We start from the raw sequence: 24,770 nt of genomic DNA, 5'->3' as shown, positions 1-24,770 counted from the left end.
GAATGAGCAACGACCTCATCGCCCTGGTCGGCTTCGTCTCCCTGTTCGCCCTGATGCTGCTGCGGGTGCCCGTGGGCATGGCCATGGGCCTGGTGGGCATCACCGGCTACGGCGTCATCAACGGCTTCGGGCCGGCGCTGAAGCTGGTCGGCCAGACCTCGATGCGCACGGTCACCGACTACACCTTCGGCGTGATCCCCATGTTCATGCTGATGGGCGCCATCGTCTCGGTCTCCGGCGTCAGCCGCGAACTGTTCAAGGCCGCGAACTCGCTGATCGGCCACCTGCGCGGCGGCCTCGGCGTGGCCACCGTGCTGGCTTGCGGCGGCTTCGCCGCCATCTGCGGATCCTCCGTCGCGACGGCGGCCACATTCTCCAGCGTCGCCTACCCGGAGATGCGCCGCTTCGGCTACCCGCAGTCCTTCGCGACCGGCGTCATCGCCGCCGGCGGCACGCTGGGCGCGATGCTGCCGCCTTCGACGGTGCTGGCGGTGTACGCCATCCTGACGCAGCAGGACATCGGCAAGCTGTTCATGGCCGGCGTCATCCCCGGCCTGTTCGCGATGCTGCTGTACGTGGTCACGATCATGCTGATCGTGAAGCTGCGGCCCGACTGGCTGCCGCGCGGCGAGAAGAAGCCCTGGAACGAGAAGCTGGCGGACCTGAAGAACGTTTGGGCGCCGGTCGTGCTCTTCGTGTTCGTGATCGGCGGCCTTTACGGCGGCCTGTTCACGCCCACCGAAGCCGGCGGCGTGGGCGCCAGCGGCGCCTTCATCCTGGGCCTGGTGCGCGGCAAGCTCGATCGCGCCAAGATCAAGGAGGCGCTGCTGTCCGCCACGCGCACTTCGGCCGCCGTGTTCACGGTGCTGATCGGCGCGCTGATGTTCGGCTACTTCCTGACAATCACGCAGGCGCCGCAGAAGCTGACCGAGCTCCTCACCGGCCTGGGCGTCGGCCGCTACGGCGTGCTGGTGCTGATCATGGTGATGTACCTGGTGCTCGGCTGCCTGATGGACGCCATGGCCATGATCATCCTGACCGTGCCCATCATCTTCCCGGTGATCCAGCAGCTGGGCTTCGACCCGATCTGGTTCGGCGTGATCATCGTGATGACGGTGGAACTGGGGTTGATCCACCCGCCAGTAGGCATGAACGTGTTCGTGATCAAGAGCGTGGTGCACGAGGTCAGTTTCACCACGATCTTCCGGGGCGTGCTGCCCTTCGTCGCGACGGACCTGTTCCGCCTCGTGATCCTTATCAGTTTCCCGATCATCGCCCTGTGGCTGCCGGGAAAAATGGGTTAGTGCAATGAAAGAGATCGTCTACAACTACCGCGTGGAATTCGGCGACTGCGACCCCGCTCGCATCGTCTGGTTCCCCAACTTCTTCCGCTGGATCGACGCCGCCTCGCGGCACTTCTTCGTCGAGTGCGGCGTGCCGCGCTGGGAGGAGACCGAGAAGACCCTGGGCATCATCGGCACGCCGGTGGTCGACACGCACGCGAAGTTCGTGAAGACCGCGACCTACGGCGACACGCTGCAGTTCCACGTCAGCATCCCCGAATGGCGCGGCAAGAGCTTCGTGCAGCGCTACCGCGTGATGCGCGGCGAAGACCTCATCATGGAATGCGACGAGGTCCGCATCTTCGCCGCGCGGCGCGAAGACAACCCGGAGCAGATCCGGGCGGTGGTGGCGCCGGACTCCATTCGCAAGCTCTGCGAATGAAGCCGTAAAACGCGCGCCTACGCCGCCGGCTTGATGTTCTGGTTCACCCGGAACAGATTCCCCGGGTCGTAGATCGCCTTCACCTTCGCCAGCCGCACGTAGTGCTCGCGGTAGGTCGCCTGCACGCGCTCCTGGCCTTCGTCCATCATGAAGTTGACGTAGGCGCCGCCCGCCGAATACGGGTGCAGCGCGTCCCAGTAGTTGCGGCACCAGCTGGCGATGGTCTCGGCGTTGGCCGGGTCCGGGTCCACGCCCACGATCACCGAAGCGAACTTCGCGTCGCGGTAGGCGAACGGCGTGTCGTTGCGGCCCACGCGGTGCACCGCGCCGTCGACCGGGTAGAGGTGCATCGACGATTGCCAGGTCGGCATGCGCGAACCGTGCTCCACGTGCAGCGCAATCGCCTCGTCCGACAGCTCGTTGACGAAGTCCGCCCGCCAATACCACTGGTGGCCCGGCGGATAGATGCCGTCGAAGGCGCCCTGCAGCGCCGGATAGGGCAGCGCATGCACGCCGTGCAGCACCGGCTCCATCGCGCGCACCGGCGCGAAGTCGCGCTCGGCCTGCTCGGCGCTGCCGCTGTGGCACCAGATCACGCCGCACATCTTCTTCATGTGCAGATCCGGCGGGAAAGGCGGGCCGGGCGGCACGGTGAGGAAGGCGAAGAATCCGCCCAGCTCCGGGGGCGCCTGGCCGATGAAGTCGCGGTACCACTTCATCACCTTCGCGGCCTGCTCCAGCGGCCACAGCGACGGCCCCGCATGCACCGTGGACACCGGATGCAGCCGGAACTCGAAGGACGTGACCACGCCGAAGTTGCCGCCGCCGCCGCGCACCGCCCAGAACAGGTCCTCGTTCTCGCGGGCGCTGGCGGTGACGAAACGCCCATCGGCCAGCACCATGTCGACGGCCAGCAGGTTGTCGATGGTCAGCCCGAAGCGGCGCGACAGGTGGCCGATGCCGCCGCCCAGCGTGAGCCCGCCGACGCCGGTGGTGGAGATGATGCCGGCCGGCGTCGCCAGCCCGAAGGCGTGGGTCGCGTGGTCGACGTCGCCCCAGGTGCAGCCGCCTTCGACGCGCACCGTGCGCGCCTTCGGGTCGACGCGGATGCCGCGCATCGCACCGAGGTCGATCACGAGGCCACCGTCGCAGGTGCCCAGGCCGCCGCCGTTGTGCGCGCCGCCGCGCACGGCCAGCAACATGCGCTCGTCGCGCGCATGGTTCACGCAGGCGATGACGTCGGCAACATCGCTGCAACGCGCGATGGCGGCCGGCTTCTTGTCGATCATCGCGTTGTAGACCTTGCGGGCTTCCTCGTAGCCGGCGTCGCCGGGCTGCAGAAGCGCGCCGCGCAGCTGCGCGCGCAGAGCCTGGAAGGAAGGGGTGTCGCTCATGGCGGCTCCTCGAAAGGGGTTGGGAGAGGATCGCAGTCTAGGAAGCGCTCCCGCGCCCGGAAATCCGCAGCAATGATCAATCTGCTGCGGGAACTCCCCCGTTCGGGCATGGTCAGGATTGACTACTTGACCCCTGGCGCCGCGTGCCTCCAGAATGAAAACCACGGCCCGTTACGGGGAGATACAGATGCCCCTGTTCGTCATCGAACGCAATTTCCCGGGTGCGCTCGAGCTCGACGCGCAAGGCGTCGCCGCGATCCGCGCGGTGAACGCCGACGTGGGCGTGAACTGGCTGTACTCCTTCCTCTCGGCCGACCACCGCAAGACCTACTGCCTGTACGAAGCGCCGAGCGCCGAAGCCATCCGCGAAGCCGCGCGGCGCGCCAACGTGCCGGCCGACCGCATCGTCGAAGTCTCGCACCTGCAGCCCGACCTCGTGCGCTGAGGCGCGATGGGCCCCACCTGCCCCCGCTGTGGCCGCCGCACGCGGCCCGATGCGCGCTTCTGCGACGGCTGCGGCCTGGCCCTGGCGCCAAGCGCCGACGAAGGTGCGCACGACCACGCGCGCGCCCCCGAGCTCGCCCTGCTGGAGCGGCGCATGCGCGCGGCGCTCGCCGGCAACGGTGGCGCGGTCGCCCTGTGCGGCGAGCCCGGCATCGGCAAGTCGCACACGGCGCAGGAAGCGGCGCGGCGCGCGGCCGCCCTCGGCCTGCGCGTGCTCTGGGCCCGCTGCAACGAAGAAGCCGGCGCCCCGCCTTACTGGCCCTGGCGCCAGCTGCTGCAGGCCTGGGCCGAAGGCCGCGACGACGCGGCGCAAGCGCGCGTGCTGGGCAGCGCCGCCGCGCCACTGGCCGACCTGCTGCCCGAGCTGGCTGCGCGCCTGCCCAAGCTGCCGCCGCTGCCGCGCGTCGATGCGCTGCAGGCGCGCTTCCGCCTGTTCGATGCGATGGCGGGCTTCTGGCGCCGTGCCACAGCCGACGAGCCGCTGCTGCTGATCGTCGACAACCTGCACTGGGCCGACGCCTCTTCGCTGCGCCTGCTGGAGTTCCTGGCCCCCGAGCTGTCCGCCCGGGCGCTGCTGGTGCTGGCGACCTACCGCGAGATGGAGCTCACGCGCCAGCATCCGCTGTCCGGCACCTTGGGCGAGCTCTCCGCGCAACCGGGTTTCGACCGCCTGCACCTGGGCGGCCTGGACCGCAGGCACACCGCGCACATGATGGGCCGCGCGGCCGGCGCGGTGCCGCCTGCGGCCCTGGTCGACGAGGTCTACCGGCGCACCGAAGGCAATCCGCTTTTCATCGCGGAGATGACGCGCCTGCTCGCGCAGGAGGGGCTGCTGGGCACGGCGGCAGACCCGGCAATGCGCGCCTCACGGCGCATTCCCGAGGGCATCAAGGAGGTGATCGGACGCCGCCTCAATCGGCTGTCCGCGGCGACCAACCAGGTGCTGGCCTGCGCCGCGGTCATCGGCCGCGGCTTCGACACGCGGCTGCTCGCCCGAGTGCTGGACGACGCCGACGAAGATGCCTGCCCGCTCGCGCTGGAAGAAGCCTTGCAGGCCCGGCTGCTGGAAGCGCTGGCCGAACCGGGCCGCTACCGCTTCGCCCACGCCCTCTTCCGCGAGACGCTGTACGAGGAGATCGCGCCACCGCGCCGCAGCCGCCTGCACCTGCGCGTGGCCCAGGCGATCGAAGCCGCGGGCGATGACGATCCGCATGCGGTCGCGGCCCTGGCCTTCCACCACGCAGCGGCGCTGCCTGGCGGCGATCCGCAGCGCGCGGTGGACTGCGCCCAGCGCGCGGCCGAACAGGCCACCGCCATGCAGGCGCACGAAGAAGCGGCGCGCTACCTGCGGCTGGCGCTGCAGGCGCTGGAGGCCCGCAGCGGCTGGCGGCCCGGGCTGCGCAGCGCGCTGCTGGACGCGCTGGGCGAAGCGCACTCGCGCGCCGGCGACTACCTGCTCGCACAGCAGGTGTTCGAGCAGGCGGCGCAGATCGCCTTGCGCGAACAGCGCCCCACGGAGCTGGCGCGGGCCGCGCTGGGCCTCGAGGTGGCCACCTGGTGCCCGGGCATGCCGGGCGGCACGGCGGCGCGCTGGCTGCGCGCGGCCCTCGAGGAAGCCGAGCCCGAGGACGTGGCCACCGCCGCGCGGCTGCTCGCCTCGCTGGCCCGCGCCCTCATCTACAGCGGCGAGGAAACGCAGGCCATGCAGGTCTACGCGCAGGCGCTGGCGGCCGCGCGCCGCTGCGGCGACCCGCGCATCCTGGCGACGACGCTGATCGCCACCGTGTCGCTGCGCTGGCATCCGGAGCTGCGCGCCCGCCGCCGCGCCGATGCGGAGGAAGCCAGCCGCCTGGCCACCGCCGCCGGCGATCGCGCCCTGGCCGTCGAAGCCTCGGCCTGGACCTTGTTCGACCGCTTCGAGGCCGGCGACATTGCCGGCTACCGCACCGGGCTCGCGGCCTACGAGCGCGATGCGGAGGACCTGCGCGACCGCTTCATGCGCTATGTCGCCGCGGCTTCGCGCACCATGCTCGCCTTGCTGGAGGGACGCTTAGCCGAAGTGGAAACGCTGGCGCGCAACACCCTGGCCATCGGCGACCGCATGCCGGGCCTGGACGCGGCCGGCGTCTACGGTGTGCAGATGTTCACCCTGCGGCGCGAGCAGGGCCGGCTGGCGGAGGTCGCCCCTGCGCTGCAAGCCTTCGTGCAAGGCGATGCCGCCAAGCCCTGGCGCCCCGGGCTCGCGCTGCTCTACGTGGAGCTGGACCAGCCGGATGCGGCGCGGCGCGAATTCGAGCTGCTGGCGCAGGACGGCTTCGCCGCGCTGCCGCGCGATGGCGTCTGGGCCGCCAGCACGGCCTACCTGGCGCAGGTCTGCGTGGCGCTGGGCGATACCGCGCGCGCGGGCCAGCTGTACGCGATGCTGCGCCCTTACGCCGGCAGCAACCTGCTGGCCGGCACCTCGATTGCCTGCGTCGGCGCAGCCGACATGCTGCTGGGCATGCTCGCCGGCGTGCAGCGCCGCTGGGAAGCGGCGGACCAGCATTTCACCGCGGCTCTGGCCTTGAACGCGGCGCAGGGCGCGCGGCCGGCGCTCGCGCACACGCGCCGGCACTACGCGGATTTGCTGCTGGCCCGCAACCGCGGCGGCGATCGCTCGCGAGCTGCTGCACTGCTGGCGGAAGCAGGGGCCGAAGCGGAAGCGCTAGGCATGCGGGCGCTGGCTCAGCGTGTCGCGGCCTTGCAGGTGCAGGCCGGGGCCGCGCCCGCGCCCGCCTATCCGGCCGGCCTGAGCGAACGCGAGGCGCAGGTGCTGCGTTTCGTCGCCGCCGGCAAGAGCAACCGCCAGATCGCGGAAGTGCTGTTCGTCAGCCCGAACACGGTGGCCAACCACGTGCGCAGCATCCTGAGCAAGACGCAGTCGGCGAACCGCACCGAGGCGGCCGCCTTCGCGATCAGGAACGAGCTCGGTCCGGCCTGAACTGCGGCAGCGCCGTCACGCGCCGTCGCGCAACAACTGCTGCAGCACGTCCATCTGCACCGGCTTGGTCAGGTGCAGGTCGAAGCCGGAGGACGCCGACTTCTCGCGCGCCGCCTCGTTGCCCCAGCCGGTCAGCGCCACGATGCGCAGCGGCGAGCCGTCCTGCGCCTGCCGCAGCCGCGTGGCGACTTCGTAGCCGCTCAGGTCCGGCAGGCCGATGTCCAGCAGCACCAGCTGCGGCCGGAAGCTGCTGGCCGCGGACAGCGCCTCCTGGCCGCTGTGCACCACGCAGGTCTCGTGGCCGCCGATGGCGAGCAGCAGGCCCAGCGAGTTGGCGGCGTCGACGTTGTCGTCCACCACCAGCACGCGCTGGCCGCGGCCGGAAGCCTGCGTTTCGGCCGCCTGCGCGCCCGCCCGCGGGGCCGCTTGCGCCGGCGCCAGCGGCAAGCTGATGCGCACCGTGGTGCCGCGGCCCGCGCCTTCGCTGCGCAGCGCCACCGAGCCGCCGTGCATCTCCACCAGCTGGCGCACCAGCGACAGGCCGATGCCCAGGCCGCCCTGCGCCGCCGCCAGCGTCTGCGGCCCCTGCACGAACAGGTCGAACACGTTGCCCGCCAGCTCTGGCGCGATGCCGACGCCGTCGTCCTGCACCTCGATGACGGCGGTGCTGTCCTCCATGCGCGCGCGCAGCGCGATGTGGCCGTGCGGCGGCGTGTACTTGACCGCGTTGTTCAGGACGTTGCCCAGCACCTGCGCGAGCCGCGTGGGGTCGCCGAACAGCCACACCGGCGCGGCGGGCACGTCGACCGTGAGCGCGTGGCCGGCGCGTTCCGCCTGCGGGCGGCAGCCTTCCAGCGCGGACTCCACGATGCCCGCGAGCGGCACGCGCTCCTGCCGCAGCTCCACCTTGCCGCGGCTGACGCGGGCGATGTCCATCAGGTCGTCGACCAGCCGCACCATGTGCGCGAGCTGCCGCTCCATCATCGCCACGATGTCGGGCACGCGCTGCGGTTGCGCCACGCCGAAGCGCTTCATCAGTTCGACGCCATTGCGCAGCGGCGCGAGCGGGTTGCGCAGTTCGTGCGCCAGGGTGGCCAGGAATTCGTTCTTGCGCCGGTCCTGCTCGCCGGCCTCGGCGACGCGCTGCGCGAGCTGCCCGTTCAGGTCGCGCAGGCGTTCCTCGCTGGCGCGCAGGGCCGCGCCGGCGGCGCGCCGCACCGCGGCCAGTTCCAGGTTGGAACGCACGCGAGCCACCAGTTCGCGCGCCGAGAAAGGCTTCACCAGGTAGTCGTCGGCGCCGGCCTCCAGGCCGCCCACCCGGGCTTCCTCGCCGGCACGCGCCGACAGCATCATCACCGGCAGGTCGCCCAGCGCCGCATCGGCACGGATGGCGCGCAGCAGGCCGAAGCCGTCCAGCTTCGGCATCATCACGTCGGTGAGCAGCAGGTCGGGCTTGCGCTCGCGCACGCTCGCCAGCGCCTCCTCGCCGTTGGCCACGGGCACCACTTCCCAATGCGCGCCGAGCAGCCGGCAGACGTACTCGCGCATGTCGGGGTTGTCGTCGGCCACGACGATGCGGCCGTGGGCGTGCGGCTGCGCCACCGCGGGTTGCTCCGCCTGCACCGCCGGCAACCAGCGCAGCGCTTCCTCCGCGTAGTTGGCACCGCTGGCGGATTCGCCCTCCTGCGGCGCCGCGCCGACCTGCGCGGCCGGCAAGGTGCTCGGGTCCGAAGGGCAGTGCGACGGTGAAGGTGGTACCCACACCCGGCGCGCTGTCCGCATGGATGCTGCCGCCATGCTGGCGCACGAGTTCCTGAACCAGTGCCAGGCCTATGCCGGAGCCCTCGAAGGAGCGGCTCTGCTGCCCTTGCACGCGATGGAAGCGTTCGAACAGCCGCGGCAATTCGTGCGCAGGCACGCCGACGCCAGTGTCCGCGACGACCAGCAACGCCTGCATACCGTCCTCCGAAGGCCGCACCCGTACCGCGATGCCGCCCTCGAAGGTGAACTTGAAGGCGTTGGACAGCAGGTTGAGGACGACCTTCTCCCACATGCCGTGGTCGACGTAGACGGCGCGCGGCAGCGGTGGGCAGTCGATGGTGAACCGCAGGCCGGCGCGGCTGGTCGCCAGCTCGAAGTTGGAGGCGAGCTCGCGCGTGAACTCCGCCAGCGCCGTGGGCTGGAAGGCGGCGCGCACGCGGCCCGCCTCGATGCGCGAGAAATCCAGCAGCGTGTTGACCAGGCGCAGCAGGCGCTGGCTGTTGCGGTGCGCCAGCTCCAGCAGTTCGGCGTGGCGCGGCGGCAACTGCGCGCGGTCGGCCAGCGCTTCTTCCAGCGGGCCCAGCATCAGCGTGAGCGGCGTGCGGAACTCGTGGCTCACGTTGGAGAAGAACAGCGTCTTGGCGCGGTCGATCTGCGCCAGCGCCTCGGCCCGCCGCTGCTCCGCCTGGTAGGACTCCGCGTTGGCGACGGCGGCCGCGGCCTGCTTGGCCACCAGCACCAGGAAATCGCGGTAGCCGCCGTCGAACAGGCGCACCGGGCTCAGGCCGGCTACCAGCACGCCGCGCGAGCCGCTCTCGCCCGCGGCCGGCAGCGGCAGCAGCACCGCTTCGCGCGCGGCCGCGGACCAGGGGCCGCCGGGCCACGGCGCGTACGAGGTGTCCAGCTTGACGACGCGCGGCTCGGTGTCCAGGCCGGCGAGATCCCAGGGCGCGCCACCTGGCAGCAGCTGCCGCGGCGCCGCAGCGTGGCCGTCCGGCAGGCCGGTGGCGCTCATGAGCGTGTAGTCCGCCTCGCCGGGCGCGGCCAGGTAGATCAGCGCGAACGGCAGGTCGTGCGCGTCGGTGGCGAGCGCCTCGACGCAGCGCGTGCAGGCCTGCGCCGGCGTGCGCGCCTGCGCGGTGCGCGCGGCCACTTCGCGCAGCAGCGCCAGCTGCCGTTCGCCGATGACGCGCTGCGTCTCGTCGGTGTTGGCGCAGATGATGCCGGCCGGCGCGCCGTCGTCACCGGGGATGGGGCTGTACGAGAAGGTGTAGTAGGTCTCTTCCGGGTAGCCGTTGCGCTCCATGATCAGGAGCTGGCTTTCCACGTAGGTGCCGTCGCCGGTCATCGCGGTCGACAGCAGCGGGCCGATGGTGGGCCAGATGTCGCTCCAGACCGCCGCCGTCGGCTTGCCCAGCGCCCACGGATGCTTGCCGCCGATGATGGCCTTGTAGGGATCGTTGTAGAGGTAGCTGAGCTCGGGGCCCCAGCCGATCCAGATCGGCTGGCGAGAAGTGAGCATGATGCGCACTGCGGTCTTCAGGCTGCGCGGCCACTCCGCGGGTTCGCCAAGCGGGTTGCCGCTCCAGTCATGCGCCCGGATCAAGGCACCCAGCTCGCCGCCACCGGCGAGGAAATCGTCGGCACGCTGCGGCGCGTGAGCTGTGGGAGGCATGTACTACAAGGGGCGGCGCTTTGAGTGCGCCATGGTAGAGCGCCGCCCCGAACTGTGGTGTAGGAGAAGACCTACGCCGTGCGTCACGCGCACATCATATGTGCGCTCTATTCCAACCGACTACTTCTTGCCCAGGCCCATGCGCGCCGCGCCTTCGGTGTAGAGCCTGGTTTTGCTGGCCATGAAGCCATCCATCTCTTCCATGCCTACGTTGACGAGTTCGAAACCGTTCTTGGCCGCGAGGTCCTTCATCTCCGGATCGTTGTTGAGCGCGCGCCAGAGGTCCGACAGCCGCTTGCGCTCGGCCACCGGCGTGGACTTGGGCACGCCGATGCCGCGGTAGGCGCCGTCGACCCAGTCGACGCCCAGCTCCTTGAAGGTGGGCACGTCGGGCATCAGCGGATGGCGGTGCTCCATGGCCACGGCGAGCGGCCGCACCTTCTCCTTGTTGACGATGGCGAAGGGTGTGTACGTCATCGCGCCGTCGACCTGGCCGCCCATCACGCTGGTGGCGAGGTCGCCGGTGCCCTTGAAGGGCACGTACAGCGTCTTGATGCCGAAGGCGGCGTCGAGGCGCTCATGCGCGGCGTGGTTGGCCGAGTACTGGCCCGAGCCCGCCAGGCTGAGCTTGCCGGGGTTGGCCTTGGCCGCCGCCACGAAGTCCTGGAAGTTCTTGATCGGGCTCTTCGAGTTGACCACCAGGATGTCCGGCGTGAAGTGGAACCAGAACACCGGCGTGACGTCGCCGGTCTTGTACTGCACGTCGCCCTGGATCGGCTGGAACACGATGTGCGGCAGGTTGATGCCGACCACGTTGAGGCCGTCGCCGGGCAGCTGGTTCATCTGCGTCCACATCAGCGCGCCGCCCGCGCCCGACTTGTACTGCACGATGGTGTCGATGTTCGGGCACTTCTTGTGCAGCACCAGCTGCTGGTGGCGCGCCGAGGAGTCGGACTCGCCGCCAGGCGGGAAGGCCTGCCAGTACTGCACGTTCTTCTCGGGGCAGGTGACCTGCTGGGCCATCGCGACGGGCGCCAGCAGCGCCAGCGCGAGCGCGGGGATGAAACGCTTCATGCTCTTGTCTCCTTTGTTCCTTGGGTTGGCATGCTTACGGTGGCACGGAATCAGCGGTTCAGCAATCGGTGGCGCACCGCAGCCGTGACTTCGGCCGTCTTCGCCGAGCCGCCGAGGTCGCGGGTGTGCAGCTTGGGATCCGCAGTGACTTCCTCCACGGCCTGCATCAGGCGGCGCGCGGCTTCCTGCTCGCCCAGGTGCTCCAGCAGCATCACGCAGCTCCAGAAGGTGCCCACCGGGTTGGCGAGGCCCTGGCCCATGATGTCGAAGGCCGAGCCGTGGATGGGCTCGAACATGCTGGGGTAGCGGCGCTCGGGGTCGATGTTGCCGGTGGGCGCGATGCCCAGGCTGCCGGCCAGCGCCGCGGCCAGGTCGCTCAGGATGTCCGCGTGCAGGTTGGTCGCGACCAGCGTGTCCAGCGAGGCGGGGCGGTTCACCATGCGCGCGGTGCAGGCGTCGACCAGTTCCTTGTCCCACTTGACGTCGGGGAACTCCTGGCTGACCGCCAGCGCGATCTCGTCCCACATCACCATCGCGTGGCGCTGGGCGTTGGACTTGGTGACGACGGTGAGCTGCTTGCGCGGGCGGGACTGCGCCAGCTTGAAGGCGAAGCGCATGATGCGCTCGACGCCGGCGCGGGTCATCATGCTGACGTCGGTGGCCACCTCGATCGGGTGGCCCTGGTGGGCGCGGCCGCCGACGCCGGCGTATTCGCCTTCGGAGTTCTCGCGCACGATCACCCAGTCCAGGTCCTTGGGGCCGCAGCGCTTCAGCGGCGCGTCGATGCCGGGCAGGATGCGCGTCGGCCGGACGTTGGCGTACTGGTCGAAGCCCTGGCAGATCTTCAGGCGCAGGCCCCAGAGCGTGACGTGGTCGGGGATGTGCGGGTCGCCGGCCGATCCGAACAGGATGGCGTCCATGCCGCGCAGTGCGTCCAGGCCGTCGTCCGGCATCATCTTGCCGTGCGCGCGGTACCAGTCACCGCCCCAGCCGAAGCTGGTGAACTCGAAACGGAAGCCGCTGCCGCTCTGGGCCAGGGCCTCCAGCACTTCCTGGCCGGCCGGCACGACTTCCTTGCCGATGCCGTCGCCGGGGATGCAGGCGATGCGATATGTCTTCATGGCGTGTCCTTTCACCGGGGGCACTGTAAGAGGCCGGGCCGGGAAAGGAACACGCCGGAATTCAAGGCATTGTTGAATCCTGGTTCAACAATGCCCAGGCGGCGTCAGAGCGCCTTGTTCAGGTCCACCTCCATGCCGGCCTGCTTCATGGTGCGGGCCAGCAGCAGGCGCCAGAGGCCGCCTTCGTCCATCGTGTGGCGAGCGAGGCCGCCGAGGCCGGGCAGTTCCTCGCCGGGCGGCTGCAGCACGCACATGCGCTGCTTGCCCACCGCGGCCAGCAGGAAGCCGACCTCCAGCTGGCGCTCGCCCTGCAGCACCAGCGCGAAGTCGGCCTGGCGCAGGCTTTCGAGCACGTCCAGCGAGGCGTCGACGCGCGGCTCCATGCTGATGACGGGTTCCAGGCCGAGGTCGGCGACGAAATTGGTGATGGCCTCGCCGGCTTCGTCATCGCGACAGACGATGGCGACGCGGGTGCCGCCGGTGGATGCAGGTGTGGACATGGCAGCGGGGCTCGGTGCGGAGGTGGGGACCGGCGCCGCCTTGGCGGCAGGCGCGGGGGCGGCCTTGGGAGCGGGGGCTGGAGTGGGTTTCGGCGCCGGGGTCGGCGCGGGCGTGGGGGCCGGCGCCGGAGCCGGCTTCGGCGCGGGCGTGGGTGCCGGGGTCGGAGCGGGTGTGGGCGCCGGGGTCGGAGCGGGTGTGGGCGCCGGCGTCGGGGCGGGCGTAGGCGCCGGGGTCGGCGCAGGCGTAGGCGCCGGAGTCGGCGCGGGCGTGGGCGCAGGCGTCGCGACCGGCGGCTCCGCCGGCGCGTTCATGCGCTTGCGCAAGGCTTCGCTGGCCGCATTCAGCTTGCTGACCGCTTGCTGAATTCCCGTGCGCAAGGCCTCGTGGAACTCCTCCGGCGTGAAGCGGTCGCTGAAGGTGGTGTCCAGCGACGCGTCCAGCGGGCCGGTGGAATGCCTCTTGTACTCGGGCGAACCGGCGCCGAAGGCGTCGGCCACGTGGCCGTTGATCTTCCGCTGCAGCACTTCCAGCTGCCCATCCCAGCGATCCTTGATGGCGGACACGTCATAGCCGCGCAGTTCCTTGATGGTGCGCGCGATCTTTTCCAGAGACTTCTCGATGCCGGCACTATCGTTGCCGTTGCCCGCGGATTTGGACATTGCTTCCTCCTGCAGGCCGCAACTCTAACCGTTAGTCGCGTGGGAGAGAATCACGCAAATGAGCAGTGGACCCGCCGCGTCGTCCGAGATGCAGTTCTTCACCGAGCTGGTGCGCTGCGGCAGCCTGTCGGCGGCGGCGCGCGAGCTGCAGGTCAGCACGCCCGCCGTCAGCAAGCGGCTCGCCCAGCTGGAAGCGCGCCTGGGCGTGCCCCTGCTCCACCGCACGACGCGCCGCCTGGGCGTGACGGCCGAAGGGGAGATCTACCTGCAGCACGCCCGCCGCATCCTGGCGGAGATCGAGGCCGCCGAAAGCGAGCTGCGCGGCACCCGGGCCGAGCCCCAGGGCCTGTTGCGCGTGAACGCCACGCTCGGCTTCGGCCGCATGCACGTGGCGCCGCTGATCGCCAGCTTCAGCAAGCGCCACCCGCAGGTGGAAGTGCAGCTGCAACTGTCGGTCAACCCGCCGCCGCTGGCCGAGGACGCCTTCGACGTCTGCGTGCGCTTCGGCGAGCCGCCGGACGCCCGCGTGGTCGCGCGGATGCTCGCCCCCAACCGCCGCCTGCTGTGCGCCGCGCCGGGCTACCTGGCCCGCCAGGGCGCGCCCAAGCTGCCGCAGGAGCTGGCGCGCCACAACATCATCGGCATCCGCCAGGGCGACGAGGCCTACGGCGTGTGGAAGCTGCAGTCGGGCCGCCGCAGCGAGACCGTCAAGGTGCGCGGCAACCTGAGCACCAACGACGGCGAGATCGCCGTGAACTGGGCGCTGGCCGGGCACGGCATCCTGCTGCGCGCCGAATGGGACATCGCGCGCTACCTGCGCAGCGGCCGGCTGCGGCAGGTGCTGGCCGGCTGGCAGGCGCCGGCGGCCGACATCTACGCGGTCTATCCGCAGCGGCACAACGCGACGGCGCGGGTGCGGGCCTTCGTCGAACACCTGGCGGAGCACTTCGCCGCGGCGCGGCTCGACCAGGCCTGACGGCACAATCCGCGCCATGGAAAACCCGGTCCCCGAAACCCCGCAGGAAGGCGGCTCGCGCCTGAACACCTGGGTGGCCTTGTCGGTCGCCATCCTGAGCACCGTCATGGGCGTGTCCAAGGTGAAGGACGACAACATCGTCCAGGCGATGCAGCAGGCCCAGGCGGACAAGAACGACCATTGGGCCTTCTACCAGGCGCGCAACCTGCGCGAGGAAGTGGCGCACGCGCAGGTCGTGCAGTTGCAACTGCAGATCGCGGACAAGCCGCCCGCGCAGCGCGCACCCTACGAGGCCGCGCTGGCGGAGTACCAGAAGATCGAAGCCGACCAGGCGAAGAAGAAGGAAGAACTGCGCCAGCAGGCGGCGCAGGACCAGAAGAACTACGACGCGCTGAACTTCCGCGACGACCAGTTCGACCTGGCGGATGCCGGCATCGCGATCGCCATCGCCGCCCTGGCGGTGGCCTCGGTGACGCAGACCTGGTGGCTGTTCTGGCTGGCGCTGGTGCCGGGCGTGTTCGGCACGATCATGGGCATCGCGGGGCTGGCCGGGTGGAGGTTGCACCCGGACTGGCTGACGACGCTGCTTTCGTGATCAGGCGACCAGGATCGCCCGGAAGTCGTTGACGTTGGTATGCGTCGGCCCCGTCACGACGAGGTCGCCGATCGCACTGAAATAGCCATACGCATCGTTGCGCGCCAGGTAGGCGTCGACCTTCATCCCTTGCGCCAGGGCGCGCTGCAAGGTGTCCGGCGCGACGAAGGCACCCGCGTTGTCTTCCACGCCGTCGATGCCGTCGGTGTCGGCCGCCAGCGCGAACACGCCGGCCTGGCCCTGCAGCGCCTGCGCCAGGCCCAGGCAGAACTCGCCGGCGCGGCCGCCGCGGCCGCGCGGCGTGCCTTCCGGCTCCTTGCGCACGGTGACGGTGGTCTCGCCGCCGGAAAGGATCACGCAGGGCCGCGCGAAAGGCGCGCCGCGCTGGGCCACCGCGCGCGCCAGCGCCGCGTGCACCTTGCCGACTTCGCGCGACTCGCCTTCCATCTCGTCGCTGAGGATGTGCGCCTCGATGCCGGCGGCGCGCGCCGCCTCAGCCGCCGCTTCCAGCGACTGCTGCGGCGTCGCGATCATGTGCACCTGGTGGCCGGCGAAGGCCGGGTCGCCGGGCTTGGGCGTTTCCAGCGCGCCCTGTTCCAGCAGGCTCATGATGGCGCCCGGCACTTCGATGGCGTAGCGCTGCAGGATGGCCACCGCATCGGCGCAGGTGCTGGCGTCCGGCACCGTGGGACCGCTGGCGATGATGGACGGGTCGTCACCCGGCACGTCGCTGATGGTGAGCGTCACCACCCGGGCCGGTGCGCAGGCGGCGGCGAGCCGGCCGCCCTTGATGCGCGACAGGTGCTTGCGCACGCAGTTCATCTCGGCGATGTTGGCGCCCGACTCCAGCAGCGCGCGGTTGACGCGCTGCTTGTCCTCCAGCGTCAGGCCTTCGGCCGGCAAGGTCAGCAGGGCCGAGCCGCCGCCCGAGATGAGGCACAGCACCAGGTCATCGGGCGTCAGGCCTTGCGTCAAGGCGAGGATGCGCTGCGCGGCCTGCAGGCCCGCGGCGTCCGGCACCGGATGCGAGGCTTCGACCACCTCGATGCGCTGCGGCAGGCCTTGCGGGCGCGGCGGCGTGTGGTGGTAGCGCGTGACAACCAGGCCTGACAGCGGCGCGTCGGCGGGCCACAGCGCTTCGACCGCATGCGCCATCGCGCCGCCCGCCTTGCCGGCGCCGAGCACGAGGGTCCGGCCCTTGGGCGGCGGCGGCAGGAAGGCCGCCGTGTTGTGCAGGGGCAGCGCCCGATGCACTGCGGTGCGGTAGAGGTGTTCGAGGAAGGCGCGGGGCGCGGTGCGGGGATCGGGCGCGGTCATGGGGCAGGTCTCCTGCGCCGGATTGTGACGCGGTAACCACCCCGTAACCGTGCTCCCAGGTCAAGAGAGCTTTAAGCGCAGCTCAGTGCTGCAGGCCCGCCAGGTAGCGCACCGGCGCGGCCTGGTTGTGCGGCGCGAAGCTTTGCGGGAAAGCCTGGCGCTCGGTCAACCCCAGTTCGCCGGCCAGCAGCACGTCGCCATTGCGGACGGCTTGCAGCGTTTCGGCGCGGACCTGTTCGCGGCTCTTGCTGGCCACGACGGTGCGGGCCGGGTAGGCGAACGGGTTCACCTGGGCTTCGGTCAGGCCGCTGTCGCCGGCGGCCAGCATGTCGCCGGAGCGCTGGGCTTGCTGCAGCTGGGCCTGGACCTGGGCACGCGAGATGCCGGAGTTGACGTGGGCGGCGAACTGGCCGGACGGGTCCGGCGATTCGGCGTGGGCAGCGATGGCGCCCAGGGACAGCAGGCCGGCGAAGAAGAGGGAGGAGGTGCGGTTCATGGTGTTTGTCCTTTCGGTGTTGGTGCATCCAATGTAGGCACTGCACCCCGAAAGAAAAACGGCTCATCGGCCAACGCACCATTTCCGATTCCGTAATAAACCTGGGCTAAGAATCCGCGCCCCTAGTTCACCTTCGCACCGGACTCGAACCACTGCCCGATCAGGGCCCGCTCGGAGTCCGTGATCTGCGTGGCGTTGTTCAAGGGCATGGTCTTGGCCACCACAGCCTGCTGGTAGACGGCCTGCGCGTGCTGCTTGATGCCGTCGGCCGAATCCAGGCGCACGTTCTTCATCGCGGCCGGGCCCGAATGGCACATGTAGCAGCGCTGCTCCACCACCTTCTGCACGTGCGAGAAGTCCGCCTGCGCCAGCTCCGGCTTGGCGCCCAGCGCGGCGCTGTCCGGCGCCAGCCAGGCGATGGTGCCCGCGATCACGGCCACGCCCACCAGCGCGTAGCCGGCCGGGTGCGCGTTGCGACCCAGCTTGTAGCCATGGCGCATGACGAAGAACTGGCGGATGGCGGCGCCGGCGAACATCATCACGATCAGCACCAGCCAGTTCTGCTTGCTCGCATAGAGGAAGCCGTAGTGGTTGGACAGCATCGCGAACAGCACCGGCAGCGTGAAGTAGGTGTTGTGCACGCTGCGCTGCTTGCCGCGCCAGCCGTGGATGGGGTCCGGCTTCTGGCCGGCCTCGATGCTCTTGATCACCTTGCGCTGGCCCGGGATGATCCAGAAGAACACGTTGGCGCTCATGGAGGTGGCGATCATCGCGCCCACCAGCAGGAAGGCCGCGCGGCCCGCGAACCAGTGGCAGGCCAGCCAGGACGCGATACATACCAGCACCAGCACCAGCGCGCCGACGATGGCGTCGCCGTTCCTGCGCTGGCCGAAGACCTGGCAGATGCCGTCGTACAGCATCCAGAACACCACCAGGAAGGACAGCGCCACGGCGATGGCCGCGCCCGGCGCCCAGGGCATCAGCGACTTGTCGACCAGGAAGGTGCTCGCGTTCCACAGGTAGACCACCGTGAACAGCGCGAAGCCCGAAAGCCAGGTGCTGTAGGCCTCCCAGAAGAACCAGTGCAGGTGCGGCGGCAGCTTGGGCGGCGACACCGCGTACTTCACCGGGTGGTAGAAGCCGCCGCCGTGCACGGCCCAAAGTTCACCGGTGACGCCCTCTGATTTGAGCTTGTCGTCGGCCGGCGGCACGAGGCTGGAATCGAGGAAGACGAAATAGAAGGAGGAGCCGATCCAGGCGATGGCGGTGATGACGTGCAGCCACCGCAGCAGCAGGTTGGCCCAGTCGAGGAAGTAGCTTTCCATGGCGTTCTACCGACGAAGCCTGCTCACCACCGCGGGCGCTCTGAGCAGAGGAAGTCGCGCTTATCAGCGCCGCTGCGACTTGTGGACGGGAGTGTATACAGTTTCCCCGCCCTACGGAAGCGGGGTTTGCAAGAGCTGTGCCGCCACCGCCACCGCGATCACTTCCGGCTGCTTGCCGGTGACGCCTGGCACGCCGATCGGGCAGGTGACCTGCGCCAGCTCCTGCCGGTGGAAGCCGCGCTCCTCCAGCCGGTGCCGGAAGGTGGCCCACTTGGTCTTGCTGCCGATCAGGCCGATGTACGGCAGGTCGCCCTGCTCACGCAGCCGCTTCAGGCAGGCGGCGACGATGTCCAGGTCCTCGGCGTGGCTGAAGCTCATGATCAGGACCCGAGAGTGCGGCACGAGGCTCGCCACAGCCGCCTGCACCGGGTCGGAGTGTTCGCATTCGACGTTGGCCGGCACGTCGGGCGGGAAGATCTCGTCGCGGCTGTCGATCCAGGTGACGGCGAAGGGCAGCGGCGCCAGCACGTTCACCAGCGCCTTGCCCACGTGGCCGCCGCCGAACAACGCCAGCGGCGCCAGTTCCGCGCGCAGGCGCTGCGTAAGCGCGGGCGCGTCGGCGGAGCCGAGGCGGTCGAAGCGCAGGTGCACCACGCCGCCGCAGCACTGCCCCAGGCTGGGGCCCAGCGCGTAACGCAACACCGGCAACACCGGCTCGCCGCCCGTCCCCGACAGGCGACGGCGCGCTTCCGCGATCGCATCGAACTCCAGGTGGCCACCGCCGATCGTGCCGTGCACCGCGTGGGGAAAAACCAGCATCCAGGCGCCGGCCTCGCGCGGCACCGAGCCCTGGGCCTGGTCCACAGAGACGAGAATCGCGTCCTGCGACGCCAACCCCGCCGTGATTTGTTCGATGCGTGCCATTCTTTACAGTGCAAGCATTTGCAAGTACATCTGATCTTGCGCCGGCAAGGTCATCATTGCGCGGCGAAGAGGCGTTAACAAGCTGCGCTGGCAAGCTGTCGCCCGCGTTGCAGTTCGCGAGGACCCCAGATGAAGTATCGACCCACCCTGCGCTCCCTGGCTCCGGCCGCCCTGGGAGCCTCCGCCCTGCTGGCCGCCTGCCAGTCCAATGTTCCGCTGTCGCAGGAAGCGCCTGCGCCGGCCCAGGCCAGCGCCGCCGAAGCGCGAGCGCCCCAGGTCATCCTGGAGCCGCGGGGCGTCGTCAAGGCCTCCTACGCGGCCAACCCGCGCGCCTACCGCGCCGACGCCGCCCAGCACATCTACTCCCTCAACGAAACGCGCATCTGGAAGGGCCACATGCCGCCCCTGCTGTATGCCATCGGCACGCTGCAGGTGGAGTTGGACGGCCAGGGCCAGGTGCGCAACCTGCACTGGCTGCGCGCGCCGAAGCACGCGCCGGAAGTCATCCGCGAGATCGAACGCACCGTGCGCGCCGCCGCGCCCTTCCCCGCGCCCGCCCGCATGGGCAAGGTGGTCTACACGGACACCTGGCTGTGGGACAAGAGCGGAAGGTTCCAACTGGACACCCTGACGGAAGGCCAGGACTGAGTCACGAGCCGCGGTACGTGGAATAGCTCCACGGGCTCGCCAGCAGCGGCACGTGATAGTGCTGGCTGGTTTCCGCGATGCCGAAATCCAGGCTGACCCGGTCCAGGAAGGGCGGATCGGGCAGCTGCACCCCCCTCGCACGGAAGTAACCCGCCACGTCGAACGTCAGGCGGTACTTGCCCTTCTTCAGGCTCGCGTTGTCGTACAGCGGGCCGTCCGGGTTGCGCCCGTCGTCGTTCAGCACGAAGCGCTTCACCAGCTTCGCCTCGCCTCCCTCCACTGAATAGAGCTCGACCGCCATGCCGGCGGCCGGCGTGCCATGCATGGTGTCGAGGACGTGCGTGCTGAGGCCCATGGCGAGATTCTCCGGAAATTGTGGACCACAGTGTATACACTTTTCCGGCTTGCAGCTATCATGCGCCGCATGGAGCCTTCCACCACCCACGTCATCGTCGAGACGCTCACGCGGGCCATCGTCGAGCACCGGCTGCAGCCGGGCACGAAGCTGGCGGAACAGAAGCTGGCCGACCACTTCGGCGTCTCGCGCACCCTGGTGCGCCAAGCCCTGTTCCAGCTGGCGCAGAACCGGCTGGTCAAGATGGAGAAGGCGCGCGGCGCCTTCGTCGCCGCCCCCAGCGTGGAGGAAGCGCGCCAGGTGTTCCAGGTGCGCCGCATGCTGGAAGCGCAGATGGTGCGCGAGTTCGTGCGCAACGTGACGCCGGCGCGCGTGCGGGCGCTGCGCGAGCACATCGCCCAGGAGAAGGCGGCCGTCGAAGGCCCCGACGCCGAGAAGCGCAGCGAGCTGCTCGGCGACTTCCACGTGCGCATGGCGGAGCTGCTGGGCAACGAGGTGCTGGTCCGCATATTGCGTGACCTGGTCTCGCACAGCTCGCTGATCACCCTGATGTACCAGCGCGACGCCGCCGCCGCGCATTCGCAGGAAGAACACGTGGAGCTGGTGAAGGCCATCGCGGCGAAGGACGAGAAGCTCGCCGTCCGCCTGATGGAGGAACACCTGCTGCACACCGAGCAGAGCCTGGCTTTCCACAAGCCGGCCCCCAGCAACGACATCGCCCTGGCCCTCGCATGAACACTGCCGTCTACGACACCACCGCGGACTACCCGCGTGACCTCAAAGGCTACGGCCGCAAGCCGCCGCATGCGCGCTGGCCGGGCAACGCCCGCATCGCCGTGCAGTTCGTCCTGAACTACGAGGAAGGCGGCGAAAACTGCGTGCTGCATGGCGACGCCGGCTCCGAGCAGTTCCTGTCCGAGATGTTCAACCCGGCGGCCTTCCCGGACCGGCACATCTCGATGGAAGGCATCTACGAGTACGGCTCGCGCGCGGGCGTGTGGCGCATCCTCAGGGAATTCGAGAAGCACCAGCTGCCGCTCACCGTGTTCGGCGTCGGCATGGCGCTGCAGCGCTACCCCGAAGTCACGCAGGCCTTTGTCGAAGCCGGCCACGAGATCGCCTGCCACGGCTGGCGCTGGATCCACTACCAGAACCTGGACGAGGCGACCGAGCGCGAGCACATGCGCGTCGGCATGGAGATCATCGAGAAGCTTACCGGCCAGCGGCCCCTGGGCTGGTACACCGGCCGCGACAGCCCCAACACGCGCCGCCTCGTGGCCGACTACGGCGGCTTCGAATACGACAGCGACTACTACGGCGACGACCTGCCCTTCTGGATGAAGGTGAAGAAGAGCGACGGCCTCACCGTGCCGCAGCTGATCGTGCCCTACACGCTGGACTGCAACGACATGCGCTTCTCGCTACCCCAAGGCTACTCGCATGCGGATCCCTTCTTCCAGTACATGAAGGACAGCTTCGACGCGCTCTACGCCGAAGGCGACGAAGCGCCGAAGATGATGTCGATCGGCATGCACTGCCGCCTGCTCGGAAGGCCGGGCCGCATCGTCGCACTCCAGCGCTTCCTGGACCACATCGCGAAGCACGATCGCGTCTGGGTCTGCCGCCGCCTCGATATCGCCCGCCACTGGAAGCAGGCGCACCCTTACCAGGACAAGTGACATGGCCCTCACCCTCAACCAACTGAATGCGGCGAGCGAAGCCGAAGCGGCGCAGATGCTGGACGGCCTGTACGAGCACTCGCCGTGGATCGCGCAGGCAGCGCTGGCGCAACGGCCCTTCAAGTCGCTCGGCCACCTGAAGCAGGTGATGGCGACCATCGTCCGCGAAGCCGGCCTGGACCGGCAGCTCGCGCTGATCCGCGCCCACCCGGAACTGGCCGGCAAGGCCATGGTGAGCAAGACGCTCACCGCCGAATCGACCAACGAGCAAGGCAAGGCTGGACTCACCGACTGCACGCCGGAGGAATTCGCGCGCATCCAGAAGCTGAACGCCGACTACAACGCGAAGTTCGGCTTTCCCTTCATCCTGGCGGTGCGCGGGCCGCGCGGCGTGGGCTTGAACCGCCACCAGATCATCGAGACCTTCGCGCGCCGCCTCGGCAACCATCCGGACTTCGAGCGGGCCGAAGCGCTGCGCAACATCCACCGCATCGTGGAGATCCGGCTGAACGACAAGTTCGGCTTCGAGCCGGTGCTGGGCAACCGCGCCTGGGACTGGCAGGAGCAACTGGCGCGGCACAGCGACCCGGGCTATGCCGAAAAGGGCCAGCTGACCGTCACCTACCTCACCGACGCGCACCGCGCGGCGGCGAAGCAGATCGTGGCCGACATGCAGGAATGCGGCTTCGACGAGGTGAGCGTCGATGCGGTCGGCAACGTGGTCGGCGTCTATCGCGGCACCGCCGACAAGACGCTGTTGACCGGCTCCCACTTCGACACCGTGCGCAATGGCGGCAAGTACGACGGCCGCCTGGGCATCTTCACGCCCATGGCCTGCGTGCGCGAGCTCTCGCGAGCCGGCAAACGCCTGCCTTTCGGCATCGAGGTGGTGGGCTTTGCCGAGGAGGAAGGCCAGCGCTACAAGGCGACCTTCCTCGGTTCCGGCGCGCTCACCGGCCATTTCGATCCGGCCTGGCTGGACCAGAAGGATGCCGACGGCGTGACCATGCGCGAGGCGATGCGCAACGCCGGCCTGCCGGCCACGCTGGAAGCGATCAACGCGTTGAAGCGCGACGCTTCGAAGTACCTCGGCTTCATCGAAGTGCACATCGAGCAGGGCCCGGTGCTGAACGAGCTGGACCTGCCGCTGGGCATCGTCACCTCCATCAACGGCGGCCGCCGCTTCCAGTGCGAGGTGGTCGGCATGGCCAGCCATGCGGGCACGACGCCCATGGATCGCCGGCGCGATGCCGCGGTGGCCGTGGCGGAGCTCGCGCTGTATGTGGAGCAGCGCGCCAGCAAGGACGGCGATTCGGTCGGCACCATCGGCATGCTGCAGGTGCCCAACGGTTCCATCAACGTGGTGCCCGGCCGCTGCCTGTTCTCGCTGGACCTGCGCGCGCCCACCGACCCGCAGCGTGACCGGATGACCGACGACGTGCTGGCAAAGCTGAAGGAAATCTGCGAACGCCGCGGCCTGCACCACACGGTGGAAGAGACCATGCGCGCGGCCGCCGCGCCGAGCGCGCCGCAATGGCAGCAGCGCTGGGAACGCGCCGTGGACGCGCTGGGCGTGCCGCTGTATCGCATGCCCAGCGGCGCTGGCCATGACGCGATGAAGCTGCACGAAGTGATGCCGCAAGCCATGCTCTTCGTGCGCGGCGAGAACGCCGGCATCAGCCACAACCCGCTGGAGTCCAGCACCAGCGACGACATCGACCTGGGCGTGCGCGCCTTCCAGCAACTGCTGGACCACCTGGCCAAGGAACAACAATGACCGCTTACGAGAAGCTCGACGCCTGGGTCGACGCCCATTTCGACGAGGAAGTGCGCTTCCTGCAGGAACTGGTGCGCGTGCCCACCGACACGCCGCCTGGCAACAACGCGCCGCACGCCGAGCGCACCGCCGAACTGCTGCAGGGCTTCGGCTTCGAAGCCGAGAAGCACCCGGTGCCGGAAGCGGACGTGAAGGCCTATGGCCTGGAGTCCATCACCAACCTGATCGTGCGCCGGAAGTATGGCGACGGCCGCACCATCGCCTTGAACGCCCACGGCGACGTGGTGCCGCCCGGCGAAGGCTGGACCCACGATCCCTATGGCGGTGAGATCGAGGACGGCAAGATCTACGGCCGCGCCACGGCGGTGAGCAAGGGCGACTTCGCCAGCTTCACCTTCGCCGTGCGCGCGCTGGAGTCGCTGCAGGCGAAGCTGAAGGGCAATGTCGAACTGCACTTCACCTACGACGAGGAGTTCGGCGGCGAGATGGGCCCCGGCTGGCTGCTGAAGAACAAGCTGACGAAGCCCGACCTGATGATCGCGGCCGGCTTCAGCTACGAGGTGGTCACGGCCCACAACGGCTGCCTGCAGATGGAAGTGACGGTGCACGGCAAGATGGCGCACGCCGCCATCCCGGACACCGGCATCGATGCGCTGCAGGGCGCGGTGAAGATCCTGAGCGCCTTGTTCGCGCAGAACGCCGAGTACAAGAAGGTGACGTCCAAGGTAGCGGGCATCAAGCACCCGTACCTGAACATCGGCCGCATCGAAGGCGGGACCAACACCAACGTCGTGCCCGGCAAGGTGGTGTTCAAGCTGGACCGCCGGATGATCCCGGAAGAGAACCCGGCCGAGGTGGAAGCGAGCATCCGCAAGGTGATCGCCGATGCGGCCGAGGGCTTCGCGGGGACGGTGGAGATCCGCCGCATGCTGCTGGCGAATTCGCTGAAGCCGCTGGCAGGCAACCAGCCGCTGGTCAGCGCGATCCAGCAGCACGGCAAGCAGGTGTTCGGGCAGGAGATTCCGGCCATGGGCACGCCGCTCTACACCGACGTGCGGCTGTATGGCGAAGCGGGCATCCCGGGCGTGATCTATGGCTCCGGCCCGCGCACGGTGCTGGAGTCGCATGCGAAGCGCAATGACGAGCGGCTGGAGCTCGAAGACCTCCGCAAGGCGACGAAGGTGGTTGCGCGGACCTTGTACGACTTGCTGGCATAAGGGACGCGGTACCGCGTCGCGAGGTGCGCAGCAGAGCTGCGCGCCCTACAAGCTCACCAGAAGCGGC

Annotated in this window: 21 protein-coding genes and 1 pseudogene; 11 read left to right on the top strand and 11 right to left on the bottom strand. The window is 69.5% G+C overall.

Annotated features, from left to right (window positions below):
• Positions 1 to 2: 2 nt before the first annotated feature.
• Positions 3 to 1,304, top strand: coding sequence for a TRAP transporter large permease (locus HHL11_RS07840; RefSeq protein WP_169417849.1), 1,302 nt, complete (start codon positions 3 to 5; stop codon positions 1,302 to 1,304).
• A gap of 4 nt (positions 1,305 to 1,308) precedes the next feature.
• Complete coding sequence (locus HHL11_RS07835; protein ID WP_169417848.1) at positions 1,309 to 1,725, top strand: acyl-CoA thioesterase; 417 nt, start codon at positions 1,309 to 1,311, stop codon at positions 1,723 to 1,725.
• Between the two features lie 17 nt (positions 1,726 to 1,742).
• On the opposite strand, the gene HHL11_RS07830 is transcribed toward HHL11_RS07835, so the two are convergent.
• Positions 1,743 to 3,119, bottom strand: coding sequence for an FAD-binding oxidoreductase (locus tag HHL11_RS07830; protein WP_169417847.1), 1,377 nt, complete (start codon positions 3,117 to 3,119; stop codon positions 1,743 to 1,745).
• A 187-nt stretch (positions 3,120 to 3,306) separates the two neighbouring features.
• Here HHL11_RS07830 and HHL11_RS07825 point away from each other — a divergent pair, with 187 nt between their 5' ends.
• Entirely contained in the window at positions 3,307 to 3,564 is a 258-nt protein-coding gene (locus HHL11_RS07825; protein WP_169417846.1) for a DUF4242 domain-containing protein, read from the top strand.
• Positions 3,565 to 3,570: 6 nt separating this feature from the next.
• Positions 3,571 to 6,603, top strand: a complete 3,033-nt coding sequence (locus HHL11_RS07820; RefSeq protein WP_169417845.1) for an AAA family ATPase — start codon at positions 3,571 to 3,573, stop codon at positions 6,601 to 6,603.
• Positions 6,604 to 6,618: 15 nt separating this feature from the next.
• Here the strand turns inward: HHL11_RS07820 and HHL11_RS34330 are convergent, their stop codons facing one another.
• The 5 genes and pseudogenes from HHL11_RS34330 to HHL11_RS07800 form a co-directional block, all read right to left on the bottom strand.
• The gene (locus HHL11_RS34330) at positions 6,619 to 8,385 is read right to left on the bottom strand and encodes an ATP-binding response regulator (protein WP_240980027.1); all 1,767 of its coding nucleotides are present in this window, start codon (positions 8,383 to 8,385) and stop codon (positions 6,619 to 6,621) included.
• A gap of 7 nt (positions 8,386 to 8,392) precedes the next feature.
• Positions 8,393 to 8,950: pseudogene (locus HHL11_RS34325) on the bottom strand (sensor histidine kinase); the annotation flags it as partial.
• Between the two features lie 1,209 nt (positions 8,951 to 10,159).
• Positions 10,160 to 11,113: a tripartite tricarboxylate transporter substrate binding protein gene (locus HHL11_RS07810; RefSeq protein WP_169417844.1), complete on the bottom strand. Its 954-nt coding sequence runs from the start codon at positions 11,111 to 11,113 to the stop codon at positions 10,160 to 10,162.
• A 50-nt stretch (positions 11,114 to 11,163) separates the two neighbouring features.
• Complete coding sequence (locus tag HHL11_RS07805; protein WP_169417843.1) at positions 11,164 to 12,234, bottom strand: tartrate dehydrogenase; 1,071 nt, start codon at positions 12,232 to 12,234, stop codon at positions 11,164 to 11,166.
• A 104-nt stretch (positions 12,235 to 12,338) separates the two neighbouring features.
• Positions 12,339 to 13,394, bottom strand: a complete 1,056-nt coding sequence (locus tag HHL11_RS07800; protein ID WP_169417842.1) for a hypothetical protein — start codon at positions 13,392 to 13,394, stop codon at positions 12,339 to 12,341.
• 58 nt (positions 13,395 to 13,452) lie between these two features.
• On the opposite strand from HHL11_RS07800, the gene HHL11_RS07795 reads away from it, so the two are divergent.
• Positions 13,453 to 14,370, top strand: coding sequence for a LysR family transcriptional regulator (locus HHL11_RS07795; protein WP_169417841.1), 918 nt, complete (start codon positions 13,453 to 13,455; stop codon positions 14,368 to 14,370).
• 16 nt (positions 14,371 to 14,386) lie between these two features.
• Positions 14,387 to 14,965 (top strand): DUF4337 domain-containing protein, encoded by a 579-nt coding sequence (locus tag HHL11_RS07790; protein WP_169417840.1) that lies wholly within the window; start codon positions 14,387 to 14,389, stop codon positions 14,963 to 14,965.
• Here HHL11_RS07790 and HHL11_RS07785 read toward each other — a convergent pair whose 3' ends face one another.
• The 4 genes from HHL11_RS07785 to xdhC all read right to left on the bottom strand — a co-directional run bounded on the left by HHL11_RS07785 (position 14,966) and on the right by xdhC (position 19,027).
• Positions 14,966 to 16,282, bottom strand: coding sequence for a glycerate kinase type-2 family protein (locus HHL11_RS07785; protein ID WP_169417839.1), 1,317 nt, complete (start codon positions 16,280 to 16,282; stop codon positions 14,966 to 14,968).
• Positions 16,283 to 16,364: 82 nt separating this feature from the next.
• The gene (locus tag HHL11_RS07780; RefSeq protein WP_169417838.1) at positions 16,365 to 16,778 is read right to left on the bottom strand and encodes a DUF4148 domain-containing protein; all 414 of its coding nucleotides are present in this window, start codon (positions 16,776 to 16,778) and stop codon (positions 16,365 to 16,367) included.
• 122 nt (positions 16,779 to 16,900) lie between these two features.
• Positions 16,901 to 18,103 carry a urate hydroxylase PuuD gene (locus tag HHL11_RS07775; RefSeq protein WP_169417837.1) on the bottom strand — a complete coding sequence of 401 codons (1,203 nt, stop codon included), beginning with the start codon at positions 18,101 to 18,103 and terminating at the stop codon, positions 16,901 to 16,903.
• Between the two features lie 111 nt (positions 18,104 to 18,214).
• Positions 18,215 to 19,027, bottom strand: coding sequence for a xanthine dehydrogenase accessory protein XdhC (xdhC, locus tag HHL11_RS07770; protein WP_169417836.1), 813 nt, complete (start codon positions 19,025 to 19,027; stop codon positions 18,215 to 18,217).
• 129 nt (positions 19,028 to 19,156) lie between these two features.
• On the opposite strand from xdhC, the gene HHL11_RS07765 reads away from it, so the two are divergent.
• Entirely contained in the window at positions 19,157 to 19,675 is a 519-nt protein-coding gene (locus HHL11_RS07765; protein ID WP_169417835.1) for a hypothetical protein, read from the top strand.
• Position 19,676: 1 nt separating this feature from the next.
• Here HHL11_RS07765 and uraH read toward each other — a convergent pair whose 3' ends face one another.
• On the bottom strand, positions 19,677 to 20,030 hold the full coding sequence (gene uraH / locus HHL11_RS07760; RefSeq protein ID WP_169417834.1) for a hydroxyisourate hydrolase: 354 nt from the start codon (positions 20,028 to 20,030) through the stop codon (positions 19,677 to 19,679).
• A 60-nt stretch (positions 20,031 to 20,090) separates the two neighbouring features.
• On the opposite strand from uraH, the gene HHL11_RS07755 reads away from it, so the two are divergent.
• Genes HHL11_RS07755 through HHL11_RS07740 form a run of 4 tightly spaced genes read left to right on the top strand, consistent with a single transcriptional unit; the run spans position 20,091 to position 24,703 of the window.
• Entirely contained in the window at positions 20,091 to 20,765 is a 675-nt protein-coding gene (locus tag HHL11_RS07755) for a GntR family transcriptional regulator (protein WP_169417833.1), read from the top strand.
• Entirely contained in the window at positions 20,762 to 21,709 is a 948-nt protein-coding gene (gene puuE / locus HHL11_RS07750; RefSeq protein ID WP_169417832.1) for an allantoinase PuuE, read from the top strand. The genes HHL11_RS07755 and puuE overlap by 4 nt, the downstream gene beginning before the upstream one ends.
• Before the next feature lies 1 nt (position 21,710).
• Positions 21,711 to 23,486: a 2-oxo-4-hydroxy-4-carboxy-5-ureidoimidazoline decarboxylase gene (uraD, locus tag HHL11_RS07745; RefSeq protein ID WP_169417831.1), complete on the top strand. Its 1,776-nt coding sequence runs from the start codon at positions 21,711 to 21,713 to the stop codon at positions 23,484 to 23,486.
• Positions 23,483 to 24,703 (top strand): M20 family metallopeptidase, encoded by a 1,221-nt coding sequence (locus tag HHL11_RS07740; RefSeq protein ID WP_169417830.1) that lies wholly within the window; start codon positions 23,483 to 23,485, stop codon positions 24,701 to 24,703. The genes uraD and HHL11_RS07740 overlap by 4 nt, the downstream gene beginning before the upstream one ends.
• Positions 24,704 to 24,770: the final 67 nt, after the last annotated feature.

It is taken from the genome of Ramlibacter agri (assembly GCF_012927085.1).
GTDB classification, from domain to species: Bacteria; Pseudomonadota; Gammaproteobacteria; order Burkholderiales; family Burkholderiaceae_C; genus Ramlibacter; species Ramlibacter agri.
Note: the sequence above shows the minus strand (reverse complement) of the source record. Positions and strands in the feature narration are given on the sequence as shown.